The sequence below is a fragment of the Oceanobacillus manasiensis genome (assembly GCF_000724085.1).
GTDB classification, from domain to species: Bacteria; Bacillota; Bacilli; order Bacillales; family Amphibacillaceae; genus Oceanobacillus_B; species Oceanobacillus_B manasiensis.
Genome location: NZ_CCDL010000003.1, coordinates 616064 through 638378, shown reverse-complemented (window position 1 = coordinate 638378; position 22315 = coordinate 616064). Strand labels below are relative to the sequence as shown.

Sequence of the window (22315 nt, the reverse complement as noted above, 5' to 3'; positions counted from 1 at the left end):
GTCTTAGCTTTCGCAGAATACTGGCTTCTGCTTGTATTTCTTCGAAAAACAGAAAGTCTGTTTTTCCTTGACATACTAGTTGTTTTGTTCAGTTTTCAAAGAGCAATTTGTTGGCGTCGCTTTTTTGAAGCAACTTTTATATCATACCATTTCCAAAGCAACCTGTCAATAACTTTTTCGTTTTTAATTATTTCAAGGAGTTGTCGATTGCTGTCGAATTTGGCGACTTGAATAATATAGCATTTTACCAAACATGGTGTCAACAGTTTTTGAATGGAAATAACAGGAATTTATTTTCAATTTGTTATGAAGCACAAAATTGACAGCCCGGTTCAACTTATTAATTGCTATATCTATACATATACCCCATATAAATAATTTTAAACATTTTTTTTAAAAAATGTTTCGATCTCACTTTTATTATCTATTTTAGAATAGGAAGACCTTCCTAAATAGAGTGGTATGTCAATTTCCTTTAAATTCGGTAGACCGTTATCGAGAAACTTAGTGTCGTCACGATAGCATTGCGTAATTTCTCCAACAAACCAATCGTGATCTCCATATGTATTTCGGTCTATAACCTTACACTCATAAGCTACATACGCATCCACTAAGATAGGAGCGGGTATTGTTATCCCTTTTTCAAAAGGTAACCCCAGAGGCTCAAACTTGTCATGTGCGATACCAGAAATACTTCCGGTTCCCTGAATACTTGCAGCTTTCTCATATGGGAGAAAGTTAACTGCAAAGCTCGCAGATTCATTCACTAACTTATGAGTATATCGCTCATTCCCAATCGCTACCCCATAAATAGGCGGATCCATGGAAATATAAGAATGCCAACCTGCAGCCATAATATTATACTTTCCTTCATTATAAGAAGTAACAAGGGCAATCATTCCTGGATAACTGTGCATTACTGTACCTTCTATTGGTTTTCTCAATTGATAACCTCCTCCTATTATATGAAGCATATCATAATAGAAGAGGAAAGGTTAAAGGTATTTTTAATATTTACACTTCCATTCCTTCTTTTGACTACGTAGCTATTAGCTAAAAAGGAAAAGCACCATTGGAGTAATATCCGCTGGTACTCTTCCTCTAAATTTATTTTTGTGGTGCAGAAGGTGTAGAAATCGTGGACAATGCTTGCTCTGCCTCATCATCAAACTGATTATCCACAGCAAGGTCACCAAGTGCTACCATCCCGATAAGTTTCCCATCTTCCGTAACAGGCAAACGACGAATTTGCTGTTGCGACATAAGTTGTGCTGCTTCGTGCACATCCATATCCGGCGTCCCTTGGACAATTTTTTGAGCAGTCATTACTTCAGAGACAGGAGTATTTGCTGCTTCACCCTGGGCTGTAGAACGTAAGGTTATATCACGGTCTGTGACAATACCTACCATGCTCCCGCTTTGGTCAACTACTGGGATAGCTCCAATATTGTTTTCACTCATTATTTTTGCAGCATCCTGAATGGATTGTGTTTCACTTACAGTAAAAACGTCTGATGTCATAAGGTTACGCAATTGCTGATGCATATAGATCCCTCCCCTTCTACAATAGAATGTGTTGAGAAGGTTATTTTATGAAAGGTAGTTTTTTCAATACCCCGCTTAAATTTTCCACTTTTTGAAACCTTTTTTCCATTTAATCGTAATACAATTAGAGTAACGAGTTAAGGGGGCTAATACATATGACGCTTTTCGGCACATCAATAGAAAGCATTTACTTAATTATTCTCTTTATTGCGGGAGGATTAACCATTCTTTACATATTTTTTGGAGATATTTTAGAAGGTGCAGGAGACTTTTTTGGATTTTTAAATCCAGTATTGATTCTTTCGTTTTTTGCATTTATGTCTGCAACTGGATATGTATTGGAAAATATTACTTCTTTATCCAGCATTCTTATATTATTTCTAGCAGCAGGAATCGCACTTATACTCGACACGTTACTTAACATTTTTGTACTTATACCTCTCTCTTCTGCCGAGGAATCGCTTAGCTATACAGAAGAATCTCTTAAAGGAAGAGTGGGCAAAATCATTATTCCAATCCCCGAAAATGGTTTTGGAGAGATAGTAATAGAGAGCAAAAGTGGTGTAATTTCCAAACCCGCAGCTGGGTTCGATAACAACGTTATCCCTGAGGGTGTAAAAGTTTTAGTTTTGGAAGTTAAAAAAGGCGTCCTATATGTCGTTCCATACGAGAACGAACTTGATGCTAATGATTTTGTTTAATCGAACGAAGCCACTTGGTGACGTTTGCTTAATATAATTTAGAACAAGGGGGAAGGAATATGTTTGAAGGAATATGGATTGTCATCGGGATTGCAGTTATTTTAGTAATAGCACTTATTGGGGTATTTGTAGCAAAATACCGTACTGCCGGACCTGATGAAGCATTAATTGTTACTGGAAGTTACCTAGGTGGAAAGAATGTTCATGTAGATGAGGCAAGTAACAAAATAAAAATCATTCGTGGTGGCGGTGCGTTTGTACTACCGGTCTTCCAGCAAGCAGAACCACTCAGTCTACTTTCGAGTAAATTAGAAGTTACCACTCCTGAGGTATATACGGAACAAGGTGTCCCCGTAATGGCTGATGGTACCGCAATTATCAAAATTGGTGGGTCTATAGGTGAAATTGCCACGGCTGCTGAACAGTTCCTCGGGAAATCAAAGATAGACCGGGAGAATGAGGCAAAAGAAGTCTTGGAAGGTCATCTGCGTTCCATTTTAGGTTCAATGACTGTAGAAGAGATATATAAAAATCGTGACAAGTTCTCCCAAGAAGTACAGCGAGTAGCGTCACAAGATCTTGCAAAAATGGGACTTATCATTGTGTCCTTTACGATTAAAGATGTAAAGGATAAAAATGGCTACTTAGAATCACTTGGTAAACCGCGAATTGCTCAGGTTAAGCGCGACGCAGACATTGCAACAGCAGAGGCGGATAAAGAAACGCGTATTAAGCGAGCTGAAGCCGCTAAAGATGCACAAAAAGCCGAATTGGAAAGGGCAACTGAAATTGCCGAAGCAGAAAAAGAAAACCAAATGAAAACGGCAGATTACCGTAAAGATCAGGACGCAGCGAAAGCACGTGCTGACCAAGCCTATGACCTGGAAACTGCTCGCTCCAAGCAGGAAGTTACAGAACAAGAGATGCAAATTAAAATTATTGAGAGACAAAAGCAAATTGAGTTAGAAGAGAAAGAAATTCTTCGTAGAGAAAGACAATATGACTCTGAAGTTAAGAAGAAAGCAGACGCGGATCGTTATGCTGTCGAACAAGCAGCAGTTGCAGACAAAGCCAAACAGCTTGCTGAAGCTGATGCCAATCAGTATCGAATTGAATCACAGGCAAAGGCAGAAGCAGAACGTGTGCGTGTGGATGGTCTAGCTAAAGCAGATTCTCAACGAGCACAAGGTGAATCTGAAGCTGAAGTTATCCGCTTGAAGGGTCTTGCTGAAGCCGAAGCAAAACGGAAAATTGCTGAAGCCTTCGAACAATATGGTGAGGCAGCAATTCTCGATATGATCACGAAGATGCTTCCTGAATATGCAAAAGAAGTGGCAAGTCCATTAGCTAATATTGATAAACTAACAGTAGTCGATACTGGAAGCAGTGGTACAGATGGCGGAGCAAACAAAGTAAGTGGCTATGCGACAAATCTGATGTCCACGCTTCAAGAATCCTTAAAAGCTTCATCTGGAATTGATGTTAAAGAACTTTTAGAAAACATAACAGGTAAACAGCATAAACCAGAGGACTTAGACTTGGACCGCATTCGTTATGAAAACCAGGAAGAAAAGCAATTAGCTCATAATGAGTCACACCACAATTAATATTTAAAGACTTCTAGACGGTAAGAGAAGTGTTTAACCAGTTCATCTGGTCTGACGCTTCTCTTATTTTTTTCTATTCATTTTAAATTACTATCGAAAATCCATCAGAAGATGTTTACTATTTATCTGATTCGAGAACACATTAAAAGAGCAACTGGGGAGGTGTCGATACTTATCTGGTATATAATTCTTATATTCTTTTTGGCTGCGGCGCTTTCAGCATACGCAGCTACTCGACTATCAAGTCATGCTGATACTATCAGCAGGGAAACCAAATTAGGAGGTGTGCTCGCAGGTACGCTTTTATTAGCTGTCGCCACTTCCCTACCAGAATTAACGGTTACTATTTCTGCCGGTGTTATCGGGAATGCAGGCATTGCAGTAGGAAATGGATTAGGGAGTATTTTATTTAACTTTTTTGTCCTATTTATATTAGACCTTCATTTCCGCAATAAACGCTTATTTCTAGATGTTTCAGACCACCACATTCAAACAGGGATAGTGGCACTAATCCTATGTTTGACCACTGCAGGAGCTCTTGCTATTAAGAGCACGTGGGGTTTTTATAATATAGGTGTTTTCAGTATTGCGATCGTGTTTGTATATATCTTTGGTATGTGGTTTATGTCACGGAAGCAACAAGGACCTACCAAAAATAAAGATAACACCATAGAGGAAGAGCCTGTAAAGAGCAAGGATAGTGTTAAGCGAGCCATACGCCAGTTCATCCTTTTTTCTGTGATTATATTAATAACTGGCACCGCCCTTTCCCTGTCAGGAGATGCGTTAGCGCAAAACACTGGCATTAGCGCGACGGCCATAGGAAGTATTCTTGTTGCATTGTCCTCATCCATTCCTGATGCAATGAGTGTATATGTGGCATTAAAGCTTACCAATGTTAATATGGCAATAGGTACCATTCTGGGAAGTAATTTGTTTAACATATTGGTTATTGCACTTGCTGATCCGTTTTATACGGAAGGGAGTATTTGGCAGGATTCTAGCGATGAGTTGATGTTTATGTCCTTCATCGGGTTTAGTTTAACTGCTCTTACAATGATAATTATAAAACGAGATAAAACGAAGAACACTACAACATATGTTATTCCTTCCGTCATTGCAGTAGTTAGTTATTTTGTTGTAGTCGGAATGTTCATATTTTAGACTTGTGAAGCAAAATATAACACCTTACCCGAGATCTTGGTTAGTCTCTCAGGTCATTGAATCAACAACTAATTATATAGAATGAATTCAATCTGGCATGCTTACCATTCAAGAAGATGTTGTGGTGAAGTGATAATATCAGACAAGGTTTAGCAAAAGAGGTGCTGCATATGCAGCACCTCTTAATTAATAACGCATCACCTTTTTATAAACATCTGCGTCACAAATAATAAATAGCCTGGCATCAGATGGGATTTTTTGATCAAGGTGGTTCATAATAGACAAATCTCTTCCATCAGAAATTAATAAAGCTCCTTTTTTAGACAGCTCGGTTTTAGCGTCTTCATATGTCACCCAATTGCTCTTCTTATCAATCGAATATAAATCAAAACCTTGATTGCTTGTAAGCTGCCTAATAATTTCACTTGACCCATTAAATAAAATGGATCTTGCTGCAAGGTTACCTACTGTATCATTTGGGGTTATGTATTCTTCAACTGAAACATTCTTAAATGCTTGAATGTGTGTGGAATCAGTCACTTCACAAATCGTGTAAAGATTTTGGTTATACTCTTTCCCTATTCCTTCCAAGATGGTTGCAATAAGTAATGTTTGGCCATCTGCCTGGGAACTAATCGTTGTATCTTCTGGAGAAAAGATCATAACAGACTTACTTTTAAGTAAATTGGCTTGCATCAGTACATCGTGATTTGCTGGATTTCCACTTACAAATTCCACTTGTTCGTGTAATAGAGGTGTTTTTTTCATATTCTCGTCTATTACTACAATGCGGACATTTCGAAAGGTACGGAGTATTTCATCAAGTGTAATACTTGCCTTCTTCGTCCAGTTAATAAGAATAATGTGATCTTCTGTATTAATATCCAACTTCCCTTCCTCCTTTAAACGCTTTCGAATACTTAAAAAATCGATCGCTTTCCCAATAAAAATAGTCATTAAGCCAATCCCTACAATATATAAAAACATGGCAAAGATTTTACCTGGTACCGTGACTGGTGATATATCCCCATAACCCACTGTTGTTACGGTTGTCATTGTCCACCAGAGACCTTCAAAAGGACTAACGAACGTATCAGGCTCTAAGTAGTATATAAAGTAGCTACTTGCCAGCACTAAGGTTAAGGTAGCCAGTATAAAGAACCAGTTATTTAACCGAACTACTTTCACAAATAGATTTCTAAAAAAAATCATATGTAATCTTTCCCTTCCCAATAAATCTCTCTTTATCTAGTATAGCTTTCTGCGAAGATGCCCTACAACAAAAACTTTTTGGAAGCAGCCATTATGAACGCCTACTCAAAAACATAAGTCTTGGCAAATAATAAGACCCGATTAAAATCTAATCGGATCTTGTGTTAAATATAGAATTTACAAATGTACATTGTTCCCCCTCCAATCAACACGTTCAAACAACAATTATATTTAATCATAACATTCCTGTTTTTTCATGAACAGTTAAAGAGGGGTAGTATATGTTACATACCTCTTCATAAGACATTTTTGCTAAACAAAGGCACACCATACCATGTTGGTACGGTGCGAATATTCTTGTTTAAGCTTTTTTCTATATTACTTAAAATTGAAACCTAATTATAAGATTTCCGTTCCCTTTTATAAAAGATTGCTTTTTCAGGGTGATCTGTGATAATTGCCCCTTCACCAATAACTAGCAGTTGTTTAATATCATTGCTTTCATATGCCGTCCAAACCCGTAGCTTAGGAAGAATGATCTGCCACTTTTTTGCATGCTGTAAAGCCACCTTGACGGAGACATGAATTGATTCTAATGCAAAATACTCCTTATATTCTTCTGGACGACTTACAGGGTGATTAATAAGCCAGGCAATCTTTGCTTTAATTTGTCACATTTTCATTAATGTAGGCAGATGAAAAGATGAATAGACGATTTTTCTTCCATTCCCAAATTCATTGACAATCTCATTTACACGTTCTTCCAATCCTTCATACGACTCTATATATGTTTTTAATTCTATATTTAACTCCGTGTCATAGGGCTCAAGTAACTCCCAATACCACTTGCAATGTTGGAACCTTTTCCAGTCTCCATTCATCCGTGAAGTCAGTTAAATGCGAAAAGCAATTACCTGTGCAAAATTGTCTTATCTCATCTAAGTTAAGCTCCTTTATTAAACCATTTCCGTCCGTGGCACGATCTAATGTCTCATCATGAATTACTACTACTTCGCCATCCTTGGTTAGATGAACATCTAATTCTATTCCATCCGTACCAGCTTCTACAGGCTCTAAGAAACCAATCAAAGAATTTTACGAAACGTAAATGTTATTCAACTATGTATACCAAATTATTTAACAAAATTTTGCTTTATCGTCTTCTTCCATTTAATCATATTTCACTTTAAAAAAACTCTTATTTACCGAAGCTTTACTTATCCTTTACAGGTCAGTAAAAAGATAAGCTTAGATCATATTTTAAAAGCAGTAAAAAAGCACCGTAAATAATACAGTGCTAAAGCAAGCCAGCAGAGTTCCTCCTCTAAGTCGTTATTTCTATTTTGTTAACAGTCTTTTCAAGCCGTCGTTGCACGATACGCAAACGGATAAAAAAGCCAATTGCTGCACAGGACAGGCCTAATGTGATTCCGATCCAAAGTCCAAATGGCCCAAGGTCTGTATAAGCCGAAAGGAGATAGCCTGAAGGAATACCGATCACCCAATACGAAATAAGTGCAATAACAAAAGGTACTTTTACATCAGTGTAACCACGTAAGGCACCTTGTAATCCAGCTTGAGTTGCGTCAGATATCTGATAGAAGATAGCAATAATGAAAAACTGCCCTGCCATCAATACAACTTTCGGATCTTCTGTATATAAATAAGCAATAGATTCACGGAATAAGAACAAGAAGATTGCGCCAAAAGCAAGGAATAATACCCCACCAATTACTCCCATGAAACTATACTGCTTCGCTGCCTGCAATTTTTTTCCACCGACTGAATACCCGACAACAATTGTTAATGCCATCGAAATACTTAGTGGGATCATAAACATAAGGGTTGTAAAACTTAATGCAACTTGATTTGCCGCTACCGTAACTGCCGAAAACATAATCCCCATTAAAAGGGTAACCACAGAGAAAATACTTGATTCAAAAAAGATGGATAACCCAATTGGTACACCGATACCCAGCTGCTTCTTCCAAGCTTTGAAAGATGGCTTTACCCATTCGACAAAAATACGATAATTTCGAACAGAGCTAATTCGAAAAGTCATCAAAATGCTTAGTAAGAGAATGATCCAGTACGTAATCGCTGTTGCATAGCCTGCACCAATCCCTCCAAGGGCAGGCAAGCCGAAGTTACCAAAAATGAAGCCATAGTTTAGCAATGCATTAAAAGGAACAGCCATGATGGTAATGAACATGGTAATTCTTGTGAAACCTTGTCCATCAAAGAAATTACGTAGAACATTGGAAAGAAATAATGGAATAATTCCAATCGAAAGCCCAATTAAATAATGCATCGCGATGTGTTCAACTCCAGCCTCTAATCCCATAACCTGTAAGATTGGCTTTAATACAATACCACCAATAATTAACACCACTACTGCTAAACCTGTGGCTAAGTAGAGTGCTTGCATGACCGAATAAGTAATTTCCTTTTTCTGTCCTCGTCCCATTAACTGAGCAATAATTGGTGTAACAGCGAGCAGGATGCCGTTCATTCCTGTAAAAACCGGTAACCAAAGATTTGAACCAATCGCTACACCAGCTAGGTCATTTGTTCCAACCCTACCTGACATCATCGTATCTACCAAATTCATTGCATATAAACTGAGCTGCGTGACCATTATTGGCCATAAAATTGATATTAATAATGTTGCTTTATTTTTCCAAGTTTCTGCATGATACATAACCTGTTTCCTCCATACTGCTGTTTCTTGTTGTTTGTTTAACTAGAAATACCTCTCCAGAATACCTCCCATGCTGCGGAAAGTTTTTTTTCTGTTCGTTCTTCCCCACTATATACTAATTCTACAGCGATCGAATCTAAAAGTGCCGAGAAAGCCATCGTCGCTGTTTCTGGACTAATGAAATCCATTTCCCTATCAATTGAAGCCTTTTTAAAACGTTCCAAGTATAACGAATCGATTTCATCTATATAGTTATAGCTATATTCATTAATTTGCTCATACAAATGCATAGGAGGAAAAAAAGAAATGCGTAACCAGAATTTCAGTCTACTATCATATGGATAGCGATCTACATAACTACGTAAAGATTTTAGTAAACAATCTTTTAATGACTCTGCGAAATGCTTTTCAAGAAATTCTTTCTCTCGTTCTATTTCAATGTGAAATGTATCATTCACTATCGCTAAAAATAGTTCATCTTTCCCTTTAAAATGCGAGTAGATCGACTGCTTCTTTATTCCTACTTGATCTGCTATTTGTGAAAGAGACGTACCTTCATATCCGTGTAATGCAAACAAGTCTAGTGCCACATCTTTTATCTTATTTGAACTCATCATCCCCACTCCCTTACGATCGGTCGTCAGCGAATTATATCATGATTAGAAAATCAATGCAATTTATTTACAGTAATCCAAAAACGCAAAAAGAGCTTCGTCGAAAGCTCTTTTTGTCATTTACGTTTTATTCTACATTGATTTCATATTCTTCATGTTCATGTAAGCCATCATTGTTTTCAACATGCACGACAACGTGGTACAGTCCTTTTTCACCAAAGGAATGAGTAGCCGAGTATTCTCCTGGGTTGTTTTCTTCAACATCAACCCAGTCATGTTTATCAGATCCATCTAACCATAGCTCATAACGTACCCTTGCTTCCTCCATCGGCTCTTCATCCATTTGTAAATGTGATACTAGCTCAACTTCCTGCTTTGCTTTAACACCCTCTGGATGAGCAAAATGCATGCTAAATCCTTTTGCCGTCTCTCCATGGTGGTGTTCATGATTATCTTCGTGTTCGCTTTCTTCCTCGCTGTCAATGACGGCTTCCCCACTACCTACGGTTATTTTTTTCTTCGGCATCGTATGTAGTTCCCTGGCGTCTGTATGTGCATACATTTCGTATACACCATCCTTCTCGAATGATGTTTCGGCAGTGTATGTTCCATCCTCATTATTAGTTGATTCTACTTCCCAGCTTTCATCTTTCTTTCCCTTTTCCCATAATTCAAATAACACTTTATCAGCGTCTTTAACATCTTCTTCCCCATATGTAACGGTTGCTTTTAATTCTACCGTTTCATTTGTATCAGCAGTTTCTGGCACTGAAAAATCTACTTCCAATATAGCCGGCTCTTCCATAGTTTCTGCTTCATTTGTGTTTCCTTTCCCGCCACAAGCAACTAGCATGGCTAAAACAAAAAACAAAGCGAACCCAATTAGCTTTTTCATTGTACAATCCCCTTATTTTTGGGCATGGCAGCTATTCTGCAGCCCGTTCATTTTTTCTAAAAGTATGGTTTTAGCTTCCTCAAAAGAGTAAACATGACCACCGAAACCTTTTACAAATTTCTCTGCATTCTCCCTAGATTCAAAGGTAAGGATCTGGGGGTGACAGCAACCCATATGGACAGAAGTATCCAAAACAAACCATGCTAGCAGTGCACTAATGGTTGTATTGGTCAGAAAGTCTGGACAAATAGCCTGCATTACTTCATCTTCTATTTGGTGGTGTCGTAAAAGGCCACAGTGCGCACAACAAGCTGTTTCGGTTTGTTGGCTTAAAAGGATTAATCGATAGGCAAGCCTCTCACTATACCCCCTTCCACATAAGGTGCAACCCTGATAGTGTGCTTTAGGTTCATTACTTTCATGATTCCATGACACACCGCCAAACGTCTTGGTTATGCAGCCTTCTTCTAGTAGTGGCTTAATGTCACGGTGAATTGTCATTTCAGAAACGCTAAACCTTTTGCTTAATTCTGTAATTTTCATATGGCTTTCTTTTTCGATTAATGCTTTAATACGTTTTTTTCTTTCCAAAGGTAACATACCAGTCCCTCGCCTTATAACAAAATAACACAATCTATAACATACAATATCATGGGTTTGTGCTATATTCAACATGAATAATATGAATTGTTTGTGAATGAATACTCCCGCCACTTAGCAAGCTTGAAGTGGGGGTACTCTGGACGGATTTGATAGATTATGTGAAGCATACCTTTATTCCTTAGTCTATCTAGATTTATGTTCAAGGTCTTCTATTTCCACCACATGGATACGTTAATAACTATACTATATGTACACCTCTCCCTTCAGAAGAGATGTGGATGCCTATTAAAATTGTTAGCTTTTTGATTTCCTACCAGGATTACCTAAGACGACTTCGCTTGCTGGGACATCTTTTGTAATGACAGACCCTGCACCTACGATCGCCTTTTCACCGACTACGATACCTGGGAGCAAGGAAGCATTATTTCCAATTTTCGCCCCCTTTTTCAAAATGGGCCCTTGCAATTCTTTCGTACGGGAAGCCATATATTTGTCATTACTGCTCGACATACATGGACCTATAAACACTTCATCTTCTATTAACATATGTGCTGTTACATAAGAAGCTGTTTGAATTGTCACGTTATCACCGATAGTCGTGTTATTTTCAACCATTACATTTTTTCCGATTATACTGTTAGCTCCCACTGTTACATGCTCACGAATACTTGCCATATCTGCTACCAGTACACCCGGATGAATGGTGGATCCTTTATATAAACAGCAATGACTTCCTACTTTAACATTCTCCCCAATATACAAAGGGTCCAGATCCATTATCGGCTTTCTAGCCATTTTATTGTTGCTGGAGGGTGCTTTACCTAGCAAAGAAAAGTCACTAATCACTACATTATCAGAAATAATTGTCCCTTCCTTTATCGTAACATGATTCCCAATTTCTACGTTATTTCCAATTAACACATTCTTCTCTATAACCACATAGCTGCCAATCGTTATATTCTCACCTTGTACCGCTGTTTTATCGATCATCCTATCTTTCCTCCCATTTCTTTTGTATTAAAATCTTCTATTGGCAAATGGATAAGTGATTTCATCCTATCTGCTCGGTATAAAGCAAAAATAGCTTCCAGCGCTTGTTTGCCTTCCAACAGCGATACCTGTGGCTGCCGATCATCGATTATGGCATCAAGAAGATCCAGGTACATATAATATTGTTCATCTTTATCTAAGGCAAGAGCACGAAGTTCTTCAGTATTTTCCTTATTCTCCACGTAACAGTGTGTTAGTTCATTAAACTGCATACCACCAATGGAGAACGATCCCTTTTCACCAAATAATGTCAGTTCGTATCCAAGGTTCCTTGGTGTTGTTATGGTATTAGCCTCTATTAAACCTTTCCCGCCATTTTTAAATTGCAAGATCCCTGTCGCTATATCCTCCGTTTCCTTCGTTTTTACAACTTTACCAAGTTCTCCGTAGATAGTAGATGCTTGCCCCATCATCCAAAGTAACTGATCCACCATATGAATTCCTTGATTTACAAGCATCCCACCATCTTTTTCCCAAGTACCCTTCCAATTAGAGTTATTATAATAGGAAACGGGTCTATGAAGTCGTAGCGAGCTTACGGCAAAATACGGTTCACCAAATTCTCTATTTTCTACCATCTCTTGAAGCTTTTTTAGAAGCGGGCGATAACGCAACTGATGGCAAACTAATACCTTGCTATTAGTCTCTTGAGAGATAGTAATTAATTCATCCGCCTCTTTTAAAGAAAGTGCAATTGGTTTTTCCAAAATAACATGCTTACCTTGCTTCATCACCTGTTTTGCTACGGTAGCATGGAGACTGGAGATTACTGCTATTACTACAATATCAATAGTTGGATCTTCTATAAGTTTTTCGTAGTTTTCATAGCAGGAAACAGCACTTTTTTTCCCTACTTGGCTCTGATAATCTGTAATCGTTTTTCGCATACTTTCTTGATTAATATCACTTACTGCAGCTAGTTGCAGTCTATCTATTCGTGAAATGGTAGCTACATGCTTCCCTGCAATATAACCACAGCCGATAATCCCGATTTTGATCATGACAGCATCACCTGGAACTCCTTTAATGCTTCTATTACGACATCCTGCTCTGCTTCTGTCATGTGTGGAAAAAGTGGCAGTGCAAGTAACCTTTCTGATAATTGTTCAGCTTTTGGGAAGTCACCTTTCCGATAAGATAAATGCTGATAAGCTTCCTGAAGATGAATACATTGAGGGTAATAAATTCCAGTTTGAACTTTTCTCGAAGTAAGATGCTCCATAAGCTCTTGGCGTCTTTCTGTACTAATCGTATATAAATGATAAACATGTTTACGGTCCGCTTTGGTCTTCGGACTCTCAATAAATGTTAAATCTTTAAGCTTCTGCTGATACCTAACCGCCCAATTCCCTCGCATCTGATTCCATTCATCAATATTTTTTAAGCAACATAATAAAATAGCTGCATGGATTTCATCCAACCTGCTGTTATAGCCTATTTCACTATGAAAATACTTTTGCTTACTACCATGTGTTTTCAGCTCGCGGATACGTTTTGCCAACGTTTTATCTGATGTGGTAACCAAACCTCCATCCCCCATTGTCGACAGGTTTTTAGTGGGAAAAAAAGAGAAACAAGCAGCATCTCCTAAACTACCAACCTCTTTGCCTTGATAGACTGCACCAAAAGCTTGGCAAGCATCTTCGATAACAAGGATATTATGCTCTTTTGCTAACTTATTCAATTCCTGCATATCAGCTGGTTGACCGAAAAGATGAACCGGTAATATAGCTTTTGTCCTTTTTGAAATTTTCTCCCTTACTTTCGCTGGATCTAGATTAAAGGTAGTGGGATCTATGTCTGCGAAGATGGGTGTGGCTCCAACCCTACTAATTGCCTCTGCGGTCGCAAAAAAGCTAAACGGTGTTGTAACCACCTCATCACCCGGGCCAATGTTATATGCATGTAATGTAAGAACGAGAGCATCCGTCCCATTTGCTACGGCAATTGCTTCTTTCACTCCTAACCGGTCCGCAATGACGGATTCCAGTTGAGTCACATTCTCTCCTGAAATATAGGTTCCCTTCTTTAAGACATGCATTATTTTTATAAATATATCTGATTCCAAGGCTGTGAATTGTCGTTTCGGATCCGTTATTGGGATCATAAGCATCTTCCTTTACAAAATTAATTAAACAATCTCCTAACATCGTATTCTAATTTCTGCTAAGCTGAACGGCAGCTACCATAAAAGCAGAGAATTGTACACTAGCTCATGCCTATCAGCAGATTGATTCAATTAGTAGGAAAAAGCCTTTTTTCTATAAAACCCCGGACTCTACCTTGTCCACTGGCATATATAAATATTAGATTTGCTGAAAGGATAATGCTTATGACAACACGTAATGTACCCATTGCAATTATCGGAAATACGAATCAATTTCTAAAGCCAGTGACTCAGAGGTTAACGGAGGCAGGGTTTGAAATAATTGAGGTAGAAGAAAAAGAGCATGACACCATCTCTATTATTATGTTTTTGTCTGGTAGGCAATCGGCCAAGCCATCAAGCCGGTTATTGGAAAAAATTCATGCAGGAAAACAAAAAATCAAACAACTTATTGTAATTCATGACGAAAAAACAGGAAATAACACTGCTGAAAAAATGGGTTTTCAAGCCATGATGGAAGCAAGCAACACCACAATTGAGATAGCAATCCATGGCCACTTTATTTCAAATACAACTTTGGCCTCATACGGAGACAAATTAGCTCTTCATCTACTACGCTATTTAACCCACCCTCCCATTCAAGAATTAGAAAAAAGAGTAATTTATTTAAATGAAACTGAAACAATTGGTGTTGTAGGTCTTGGATATGTTGGACTTCCTGTAGCAATAGGTTTTTCAGAGAAACATTCTGTAATAGGTTTTGATGTGGATGAGACAAAGATAGCGAAGTTAAGGAGAGGTATAGATCCTTCTGAACAATTTTCCGAAGAAATATTAACTAAATCACAGATAGATTTCACTACAGATGCTCAAAAGCTTCGTAATTGTTCATTTATAATCGTGGCAGTACCAACTCCTATTTCAGAATCCAAACAACCAGATTTTTCTTATTTAAATTCGGCCTCGCAGTTAATCGGAGAAAACCTCACACAGGATACAGTAGTCGTTTATGAATCAACTGTATACCCGGGTGCTACAGAGGAAATATGCTTACCCCTTTTAGAAAAAGCATCCAACTTTAAGGCAGGTGAGGACTTCTTTATCGGCTATTCCCCTGAGAGAATTAACCCTGGTGATAAGGAGCATACGTTCAAAACAATTCCAAAAGTCGTTGCTGGTCAAAGTATCTATGTAACCGAATTACTTCAACATCTCTATCAAAGTGTCATTAAAGCAAACGTGTATAAAGCAAGTTCTATTAAAGTGGCTGAGGCAGCAAAAGTAGTAGAAAATACTCAACGAGACATAAACATTGCTTTTATGAACGAGCTCTCCCATATATTTAACCATTTAGAAGTCCCAACAGAGGATGTATTGGAAGCAGCGGGAACAAAGTGGAACTTTCTTCCTTTTAAACCCGGGCTCGTAGGTGGACACTGCATTGGGGTTGACCCCTATTATCTCATCCACAAGTCTCGGCTAGCTGGTTATGAACCTAACTTATTGACAGTTGCAAGAGAAGTGAATGAATCAATGGTCGATCATGTTATCAATACTGTTATGAAAAAAATAATTGAACATCAATTTTCATTCGAGGATTTAAAGATAACGATACTAGGAGCAACCTTTAAAGAAAATATTGGGGATATGCGAAATTCGAAAGCACTTACTATATTAGATAAACTTCTTCATCTTGGTCTATCTGTACAATTATGTGATCCATATATTGAATCAAGCACGCTCAAAGATATGTACGGAATTAGTAACACCCCTTTTACCGAATTGGAAAAAGCAGATATCGTCATAATAGCGGTTCCTCATAAGATCTTTGATTGGAAAAAGCTTCATAACATATTGAAGGAGCAATCTATCGTGATGGATATCAAGTCAGCGGTTCATTCTAAACAAATACCAGTTAACACCGTACACTGGCAGTTATAAGAGAGGAGGAAATAATATGCAATTAAAACCAACGATTCTCATTTTAATTAAACCTTTTTGGATCTATGCGAAGCATAAACCTAAGATGGATACTATTAAGGCATTAGAAAAAGTAGCTAACGTCCATTATTGGCATGTTGATGGACATATTTCTGACATTATAAATAAACTGCAAATACAACCAGATTTCATTTTTCATTATGATATAGCTTGGAACCATGGACTCGCACCTGAGATCGAGGGATTAAGTGAAGTAGAAATACCAAAAGGCTGTTTTGTTATAGACCTACATTGGAAGCCAGAGGAAAGAAGAAAATATATCGAAGAAAACAAGGTTGATCTAATTTTCTCAGCTACAAAACATCCTTTTTTAAAAGTATTCCCTGAATATGAAACTAAATTAAGGTGGCTTCCTTGGGCAATAAACCCTAAAGTTATGAAGGATTGGAAGCAAGAAAAAACGATAGACGCTCTTTTGATGGGACTTGTTTACGTTGATGAGAACAATAGAGGGAAACATCCACTGCCGGAAAAAATACCTCCTGAAGGCAGATATGCCTTTCGGGATACTGTTTTTAATGTAATGAGAGAAGATCCCCGTTTTGTCTTTCACCCCCACCCAGGGCATAGGGTAAAACGCTCAACCAACCTAATGGTTGATAAAAAATACGCTAAAGAGCTTAACCGCGCTAAAATTTTTTATACATGCGGTAGCCGTAGCGAAATTGGTGGTGTAGCGGTACTCAAGTTCTTTGAAGCACCTGCTTGCAACACGTTACTTCTAGCTGAGGCAAATGAAGAAATTGAAGCACTAGGATTTATAGATGGAGTGAATTATGTAGCATGCACAACTGAAAATATTGTAGAAAAAACTTCGTACTATCTTGCTAATGAAGAAGAAAGGAACCGCATCGCTAGAAACGGTTATAAATTCGTTCATTCATATCATACGAACCATAAACGTGCTAATCAGATGTTAGCGTATATTTCCCCTCTCCTTCAAGACCCTTTAAACTAGTTTTTCTTCTATTAATCGTAAATGTGCGCTCATATCAGATAGTTTGACTCAATCACTTTCTTCTATCGCACATAGGATATATAGAGTTCCAAATTTGGGATCTTAATAAAGGAAAAGGAGGATTAAAATGGCTGTTACGAATTTAATTTTAAATGGTGGATTTGAAACTGGTACTCTATCAGAGTGGAGTGCTCAAAATAGTTATGTTACGGCATCAAGTCCCCATTCTGGAAGATACGCAGCTGTATTAAGAAGCGGTCTATCTGCATCAAGTCTCAGTCAGTTGGTACCAATCATGCCTGGCGAGAATTTTCAGTTGCTAATTTCCTTAAGCAGATATGGTGTCTTCGGAAGTCCACGCCTGATTCTACGGGTGTATTTCTTAAACGAATTGAACCTTGAAGTAGGAATGGGGCTCGATGTGGAGATTGCTAGAGGAAGTTTACCAAATGCTTTAACTAATAACTGGCAAGAAATTTACTATATTACAGAAGAAGCTCCTGAAACTGCTACACAAGCTAGAATTGAAATCAGCAAACCTGCTGGGAACTTATTTTCGTCTACCGTTATGGTTGACGACGTAGCATTACTTGATTTTGAAACCGGAAGTGGAGAAGGAGAACCAGGGCCTACTGGACCGCCTGGCGTTACAGGACCTACTGGACCTACTGGGCCTACCGGCGCTACTGGCCTCACTGGGGCTACTGGACCTACGGGCGTTACCGGCGCTACTGGCCTCACTGGGGCTACTGGACCTACGGGCGTTACCGGCGCTACCGGGCGTTACCGGCGCTACTGGCGTCACTGGTGATACTGGGCCTACTGGACCGACGGGGCCTACCGGGCCTACCGGGCCTACTGGAACAACTGGACCTTAAGTTTACTCAAGAAGGTACTTTACTCAAAGTACCTTCTTTTTTACACGCTAAAAGTATTATTATTCTATTTGGTTTTAACCAAAAATGTATACACTATTCCTAAAAAGAAGATGTTAATCCAACCTTTATAAAAGAACTTTGAATATATTAGTACATGTGAAATGTTTAGGAATTAAAAGGAGTGAAAAGTATGGTAAGCATTAGCCTATGTATGATCGTGAAGAATGAAGAAAAATTATTAGCAAGATGTCTTGACACTGTAAAAGATATTGTCGATGAGATAAATATTGTGGATACAGGCTCAACAGATCGAACAATAGAGATAGCGAAAAAATACACGGACAGGATATATTTTTTTGAGTGGACGGGGAGCTTTAAAGATGCACGAAACGAATCATTTAAGTATGCTACGAAGGACTATATTCTTTATTTGGACGCTGATGATGTAGTCTTGGAGGAAGATCAAAAAAAACTAAAAAAGTTAAAAGAAGAACTTGATCCATCAGTTGATTCTGTTTCTATGTATTACAATGCTGGTATAGATAAGTATGGAAACGTGACCTTAAAATATAGAACTCACCGCTTATTAAAAACAGAGCGCCAATATCGGTGGGAAGGAGACGCACACAATTATTTAAATGTACACGGGAAGATTATCACCTCAGACGTAGGTGTGACCCATAAAAAGGAGCATCATGCAGTTGGCCGTACTCTTTCCATTTATAAAAAAAGGATTGAAAACAAAGAAACCTTTACTGCCAGGGACCATTTCTATTATGGTAATGAGCTACGGGAAAATGGCCATTATGAGCAAGCAATTGAAAGCTACACGAAAAATATTGAAACGGAACAAGGATGGATTGAAGATAAAGTCTATGCCTGTATTAATCGCGCAGACTGTTATCGCTATTTGAATGAGCCAGATAAGGAAATTGCTTCCCTTTACGAATCCTTTCGATTTTCTAAAACACCTCGTCCCGAATCCTGCAGTCGTATTGGCTATCACTATCAGAAAAAAAGAGAATATAACCAAGCAGTCTATTGGTATAAAAATGCGATTGAGCTAGAAGATGACCCAAACAGATGGAGCTTTACCTACCCCGTGTATGCAACGTGGTACCCCCATCTCCAACTATGTGTCTGCTATTATAATCTTCAGCAATTCGACAAAGCATACGAACATAATGAAAAGGCAAGATATTACAGGCCAGATGATGAAAGGATACTATTTAACAAAGAACTGCTTGAGAAAAAAATTAATCAATAACTGATTTCCTCTAAACTCACTTAGAGTGAGTTTAGTTACATAATAACATAGCCTAGTTTCGTTCAGACTTTTACCGCTTTCCACACTGTCCAATAATCCTTTTCCCTTATCTCTTTATCCATAGGTAAACGTCTGCTAATATACTCTACTAACAGTTGAAGCTGCGAATCAGAAAGTTCATAGAGAATAGAACGACCCGTACGCTGTCTTAAATCCTCCTCCAATGCTTCTTTCGTTTTATAAACTCGCCTAGTCTCCAAAAGCTTTCTCTCCTCAACAATTTTGAAACCAGTTTCCTCAATGGTGGTTCTCACTTCATTTGATGCAAAGCGTCTAGCATTTTCTATCTCCTTAAGTTGAGGGAAGCACGTAAAAAACCATCCTCTTATATGTTCTTCATCTCCTATTTTATAGATGTCTTCCATCGTACGGTCCTGAATAATTAACACTCCGCCTTTTTTCAACACTCTATTTACTTCAGTAAAACAGCTCTTCAATTCAGATAGGTGGTGAATTAATGCCCTTTCAATCACCAAGTCCATCTTATTAGAAGCTATGTTAAGTGCATTGGCATCCCCATGTATAAATTGAATCTGTGGGTAGTTGCGACAATTTTCACTGGCAGCCGCCAACATTGGTTTAGAATAATCCACTCCAACCACTTTTGGTACACCAAGATTACACAGAGCTTTGCTATAAATGCCTCCCCCACAACCAATATCAGCTGCCCGCTGAATCAATTGCCCATTTAATAATTCTTTTATTAATGTGGTCCATTGTTCGTCTGCTACCCTTGTTGTGTAACTATTTTTATTTCGCTCATGATGAAAATGATTGGCCATCAGCTTTCCTCCTCCCTACTTTATTTTACCAATTTCACCTGTATAATTATAATACTTATTAGTCATCATTCTTGATAACAGTTGCTTATCGTTTTTTCCGGGATGTTAGATAGCAGGGGGATAATATGATTCATCTTCTTCAGACACCCGCTTACCACTTGTAATTTAAAAAAATAATATTTGCTCTTACCCGTTAAAATTGCTTTAAAACTTTATATAAATTGAAACTTTTTCGTTCTTCCCCCACTAATTGTTAGTTTAACGAATCGGGGTTTTAGCTTCTGTATACTTCCACTTAAACATCACTGTTTAACTTCTTGTTTTTAAGTAGGAGTCTTACGGACGATTGTCCAGGATAAATGTATGATGACTGTATAACTTGATATACTAAGAAAAACCGTTAACAAGGAGGCATTTTTATGGGTGAATACAGCCATTTCCGTTCAGGACAAAAGGTACCAAACAATGGTATCTACCGTGAAATTGGGGAAACAGGAAGTAATGTTAATGATCCTCAATTTATAGAATTAAAAGCAGGCGAAAAGTTTCCAGAAACTATGAATCAAAACAGAGTGTGGACTAGGGAAAAATAATGATTAAAACGTAAATAAGCACCATGCCTAATCACTACTAGGCATGGTGCTTGTTTTATAATCTTATTTCACTCCTAAAACTAACAGAAAGAATCTTTTGACTTGGGAACAGAGAGTCCAAATAATGGACGTAAATACAATGCTACAAATGTTCCTCCAAGAGCTAGAATTCCCCAAATGTAACCATGTAGACTAAAGGAAGCAATTCCGCCGAAATATGCTCCAATATTACATCCAAAAGCAAGACGTGCACCATATCCCATCAGCAGACCACCGATAATTGCTGCCGCGACATTTTTTAAGTTCATTTTAGAGAATTTAAATAATCCCCCAGCTGCTGATGCCAAAAAAGCACCTAAAATAACGCCTAAGTTAAGTACGGTAGTAGAATCTGTAAAGATCGATGCATTTAAAGCTTCTACATTACCTTGCCAATATCCCCAGCTTGCAACATCAACACCAAAAAACTGGGCAACTTTCGAACCCCATAGCGCAAACGCTGAGGTAACTCCCCATGGAGTACCACGTGTCATAAGGGTTAGAGCATTAAGAACTGCAAGAACTATAGCTGCAGCAAATAATGGCCAGGAGCCTCTAAATATTCTTTTCCAACCATTTGTTGAAGGTAGGGGAGCCATTTTGGGAGCCTTCCTTCTTCTTTCAATTACTAGTGTAATCCAAGCAATTACACCAAAGAGTAGAATGGATACTGCCCATGCACCACCATACCCCAATCCAGTGGAAGTTGCCAAGGACACTGGCTCAAAAGATGGTAGCTCCTCTGTCCAGAACGGAAGGTGATATGCTCCAACCGTGGAACCGACAATAAAGAACAGTAATGTAACAAACATAACCGATCTTCCGCCCCCTACAGCATACAAGGTTCCTGAGGCACATCCGCCACCAAGCTGCATGCCGATACCAAACAAAAAGGCACCAACAAGTAAACTAATACCTACTGGAGACACATAGCCAGATACTTCTCCGCCAAAGAAAGAAAGTCCGAAGGCTAGAATAGGAGCAAACAAGGAAACAGCTATTGCCAGCATAAGCATATGTGCACGTAAGGCCTGGCCGTTTCCAACAGATGCGAGTCTGCGGAATGCAGAGGTAAAACCAAAACGCGCATGAAATAATGTATAGCCAAGCAAGATACCAATGACAAGTAGTAACGGCTGTACGGTTTCCTGGCTAATTAATAAATAGACTAATAGAATTGCACTAACAACCAGCCCACCTATGATTTGTGGTGTTTGTGGCTTATTTAAATTAGAATCTTCTTTTTTTATAGGATCCTTCACTTCATTTACTGGTTGAACATATGTTGACATTTAATACACCCTTTTCCGATTTATTTAGTCGGGATTAATGAATATTTTATTATAATACGTGTTGAATAATATTATGTCAATGAAATTAATTGTCTTACAATTAATCATTTAGTCGTAAAATTTTTACGTATGGTTTACCGCTTAATCTGTAGAAATCAAAGCAATGTATAGTACCGTGAAATTACGAGACTAAGCCACGTTTTTAATTTCACATTCAACATAAAAAAGGACTCCTCCAATCTTCTG

The 22315-nt window shown here is 38.2% G+C and carries 21 protein-coding genes; 8 read left to right on the top strand and 13 right to left on the bottom strand.

Annotation, left to right across the window (positions count from 1 at the left end):
* Positions 1-380: 380 nt before the first annotated feature.
* Together BN985_RS16675 and BN985_RS16670 are read right to left on the bottom strand one after the other, a co-directional pair.
* A complete protein-coding gene (locus BN985_RS16675) occupies positions 381-944 on the bottom strand; it encodes a flavin reductase family protein (RefSeq protein ID WP_042224853.1) in 564 nt (187 codons plus the stop codon).
* A 163-nt stretch (positions 945-1107) separates the two neighbouring features.
* The gene (locus BN985_RS16670; RefSeq protein WP_042224852.1) at positions 1108-1545 is read right to left on the bottom strand and encodes a CBS domain-containing protein; all 438 of its coding nucleotides are present in this window, start codon (positions 1543-1545) and stop codon (positions 1108-1110) included.
* A gap of 155 nt (positions 1546-1700) precedes the next feature.
* Here BN985_RS16670 and BN985_RS16665 point away from each other — a divergent pair, with 155 nt between their 5' ends.
* The 3 genes from BN985_RS16665 (at position 1701) to BN985_RS16655 (ending at position 5017) form a co-directional block, all read left to right on the top strand.
* Complete coding sequence (locus tag BN985_RS16665) at positions 1701-2246, top strand: NfeD family protein (RefSeq protein WP_042224850.1); 546 nt, start codon at positions 1701-1703, stop codon at positions 2244-2246.
* 59 nt (positions 2247-2305) lie between these two features.
* Positions 2306-3853, top strand: coding sequence for a flotillin family protein (locus BN985_RS16660; protein WP_042224847.1), 1548 nt, complete (start codon positions 2306-2308; stop codon positions 3851-3853).
* 162 nt (positions 3854-4015) lie between these two features.
* Positions 4016-5017: a sodium:calcium antiporter gene (locus BN985_RS16655; protein WP_198030025.1), complete on the top strand. Its 1002-nt coding sequence runs from the start codon at positions 4016-4018 to the stop codon at positions 5015-5017.
* 186 nt (positions 5018-5203) lie between these two features.
* Here the strand turns inward: BN985_RS16655 and BN985_RS16650 are convergent, their stop codons facing one another.
* The 9 genes from BN985_RS16650 to BN985_RS16610 all read right to left on the bottom strand — a co-directional run bounded on the left by BN985_RS16650 (position 5204) and on the right by BN985_RS16610 (position 14199).
* A complete protein-coding gene (locus BN985_RS16650; protein ID WP_042224941.1) occupies positions 5204-6229 on the bottom strand; it encodes a potassium channel family protein in 1026 nt (341 codons plus the stop codon).
* Between the two features lie 825 nt (positions 6230-7054).
* On the bottom strand, positions 7055-7318 hold the full coding sequence (locus BN985_RS16645; RefSeq protein WP_042224844.1) for a glycerophosphodiester phosphodiesterase family protein: 264 nt from the start codon (positions 7316-7318) through the stop codon (positions 7055-7057).
* Between the two features lie 235 nt (positions 7319-7553).
* Positions 7554-8930: an MATE family efflux transporter gene (locus BN985_RS16640; protein ID WP_042224842.1), complete on the bottom strand. Its 1377-nt coding sequence runs from the start codon at positions 8928-8930 to the stop codon at positions 7554-7556.
* Between the two features lie 38 nt (positions 8931-8968).
* Positions 8969-9544: a TetR/AcrR family transcriptional regulator gene (locus BN985_RS16635; RefSeq protein ID WP_042224841.1), complete on the bottom strand. Its 576-nt coding sequence runs from the start codon at positions 9542-9544 to the stop codon at positions 8969-8971.
* 127 nt (positions 9545-9671) lie between these two features.
* Positions 9672-10439, bottom strand: coding sequence for a FixH family protein (locus tag BN985_RS16630; protein WP_042224839.1), 768 nt, complete (start codon positions 10437-10439; stop codon positions 9672-9674).
* A 12-nt stretch (positions 10440-10451) separates the two neighbouring features.
* Positions 10452-11039, bottom strand: a complete 588-nt coding sequence (locus BN985_RS16625) for a DeoR family transcriptional regulator (protein WP_042224837.1) — start codon at positions 11037-11039, stop codon at positions 10452-10454.
* Between the two features lie 297 nt (positions 11040-11336).
* Positions 11337-12032: an N-acetyltransferase gene (locus tag BN985_RS16620; protein ID WP_042224835.1), complete on the bottom strand. Its 696-nt coding sequence runs from the start codon at positions 12030-12032 to the stop codon at positions 11337-11339.
* Positions 12029-13093, bottom strand: a complete 1065-nt coding sequence (locus BN985_RS16615; RefSeq protein ID WP_042224833.1) for a Gfo/Idh/MocA family protein — start codon at positions 13091-13093, stop codon at positions 12029-12031. Before BN985_RS16615 ends, BN985_RS16620 begins: the two co-directional genes overlap by 4 nt.
* A complete protein-coding gene (locus BN985_RS16610; RefSeq protein WP_042224831.1) occupies positions 13090-14199 on the bottom strand; it encodes a DegT/DnrJ/EryC1/StrS family aminotransferase in 1110 nt (369 codons plus the stop codon). The genes BN985_RS16615 and BN985_RS16610 overlap by 4 nt, the downstream gene beginning before the upstream one ends.
* A gap of 225 nt (positions 14200-14424) precedes the next feature.
* Here BN985_RS16610 and BN985_RS16605 point away from each other — a divergent pair, with 225 nt between their 5' ends.
* From BN985_RS16605 to BN985_RS16590, 4 genes are all read left to right on the top strand, one after another.
* Positions 14425-16140: a nucleotide sugar dehydrogenase gene (locus BN985_RS16605; protein WP_332257509.1), complete on the top strand. Its 1716-nt coding sequence runs from the start codon at positions 14425-14427 to the stop codon at positions 16138-16140.
* 16 nt (positions 16141-16156) lie between these two features.
* Complete coding sequence (locus BN985_RS16600; protein ID WP_042224829.1) at positions 16157-17158, top strand: glycosyltransferase family protein; 1002 nt, start codon at positions 16157-16159, stop codon at positions 17156-17158.
* A 127-nt stretch (positions 17159-17285) separates the two neighbouring features.
* Entirely contained in the window at positions 17286-17969 is a 684-nt protein-coding gene (locus BN985_RS19105; RefSeq protein WP_052360724.1) for an NTTRR-F1 domain, read from the top strand.
* 257 nt (positions 17970-18226) lie between these two features.
* A complete protein-coding gene (locus BN985_RS16590; RefSeq protein WP_042224828.1) occupies positions 18227-19303 on the top strand; it encodes a glycosyltransferase in 1077 nt (358 codons plus the stop codon).
* Between the two features lie 62 nt (positions 19304-19365).
* Here BN985_RS16590 and BN985_RS16585 read toward each other — a convergent pair whose 3' ends face one another.
* Positions 19366-20145: a class I SAM-dependent methyltransferase gene (locus tag BN985_RS16585; protein WP_042224827.1), complete on the bottom strand. Its 780-nt coding sequence runs from the start codon at positions 20143-20145 to the stop codon at positions 19366-19368.
* Between the two features lie 419 nt (positions 20146-20564).
* Here BN985_RS16585 and BN985_RS16580 point away from each other — a divergent pair, with 419 nt between their 5' ends.
* Entirely contained in the window at positions 20565-20738 is a 174-nt protein-coding gene (locus BN985_RS16580; protein WP_081779352.1) for a YjzC family protein, read from the top strand.
* 80 nt (positions 20739-20818) lie between these two features.
* Here the strand turns inward: BN985_RS16580 and BN985_RS16575 are convergent, their stop codons facing one another.
* Positions 20819-22069, bottom strand: coding sequence for a YeeE/YedE family protein (locus BN985_RS16575; RefSeq protein ID WP_042224826.1), 1251 nt, complete (start codon positions 22067-22069; stop codon positions 20819-20821).
* Between the last annotated feature and the right edge of the window lie 246 nt (positions 22070-22315).

Coding starts and splice junctions, on each gene's coding strand:
- BN985_RS16665 (WP_042224850.1), top strand. CDS start 1,701: ATGACGCTTTTCGGCACATCAATAGAAAGCATTTACTTAATTATTCTC.
- BN985_RS16580 (WP_081779352.1), top strand. CDS start 20,565: ATGGGTGAATACAGCCATTTCCGTTCAGGACAAAAGGTACCAAACAAT.
- BN985_RS16575 (WP_042224826.1), bottom strand. CDS start 22,069: ATGTCAACATATGTTCAACCAGTAAATGAAGTGAAGGATCCTATAAAA.
- BN985_RS16660 (WP_042224847.1), top strand. CDS start 2,306: ATGTTTGAAGGAATATGGATTGTCATCGGGATTGCAGTTATTTTAGTA.
- BN985_RS16605 (WP_332257509.1), top strand. CDS start 14,425: ATGACAACACGTAATGTACCCATTGCAATTATCGGAAATACGAATCAA.
- BN985_RS16610 (WP_042224831.1), bottom strand. CDS start 14,199: ATGATCCCAATAACGGATCCGAAACGACAATTCACAGCCTTGGAATCA.
- BN985_RS16615 (WP_042224833.1), bottom strand. CDS start 13,093: ATGATCAAAATCGGGATTATCGGCTGTGGTTATATTGCAGGGAAGCAT.
- BN985_RS16640 (WP_042224842.1), bottom strand. CDS start 8,930: ATGTATCATGCAGAAACTTGGAAAAATAAAGCAACATTATTAATATCA.
- BN985_RS16590 (WP_042224828.1), top strand. CDS start 18,227: ATGGTAAGCATTAGCCTATGTATGATCGTGAAGAATGAAGAAAAATTA.
- BN985_RS16630 (WP_042224839.1), bottom strand. CDS start 10,439: ATGAAAAAGCTAATTGGGTTCGCTTTGTTTTTTGTTTTAGCCATGCTA.
- BN985_RS16650 (WP_042224941.1), bottom strand. CDS start 6,229: ATGATTTTTTTTAGAAATCTATTTGTGAAAGTAGTTCGGTTAAATAAC.
- BN985_RS16635 (WP_042224841.1), bottom strand. CDS start 9,544: ATGAGTTCAAATAAGATAAAAGATGTGGCACTAGACTTGTTTGCATTA.
- BN985_RS16625 (WP_042224837.1), bottom strand. CDS start 11,039: ATGTTACCTTTGGAAAGAAAAAAACGTATTAAAGCATTAATCGAAAAA.
- BN985_RS16670 (WP_042224852.1), bottom strand. CDS start 1,545: ATGCATCAGCAATTGCGTAACCTTATGACATCAGACGTTTTTACTGTA.
- BN985_RS16600 (WP_042224829.1), top strand. CDS start 16,157: ATGCAATTAAAACCAACGATTCTCATTTTAATTAAACCTTTTTGGATC.
- BN985_RS19105 (WP_052360724.1), top strand. CDS start 17,286: ATGGCTGTTACGAATTTAATTTTAAATGGTGGATTTGAAACTGGTACT.
- BN985_RS16620 (WP_042224835.1), bottom strand. CDS start 12,032: ATGATCGATAAAACAGCGGTACAAGGTGAGAATATAACGATTGGCAGC.
- BN985_RS16585 (WP_042224827.1), bottom strand. CDS start 20,145: ATGGCCAATCATTTTCATCATGAGCGAAATAAAAATAGTTACACAACA.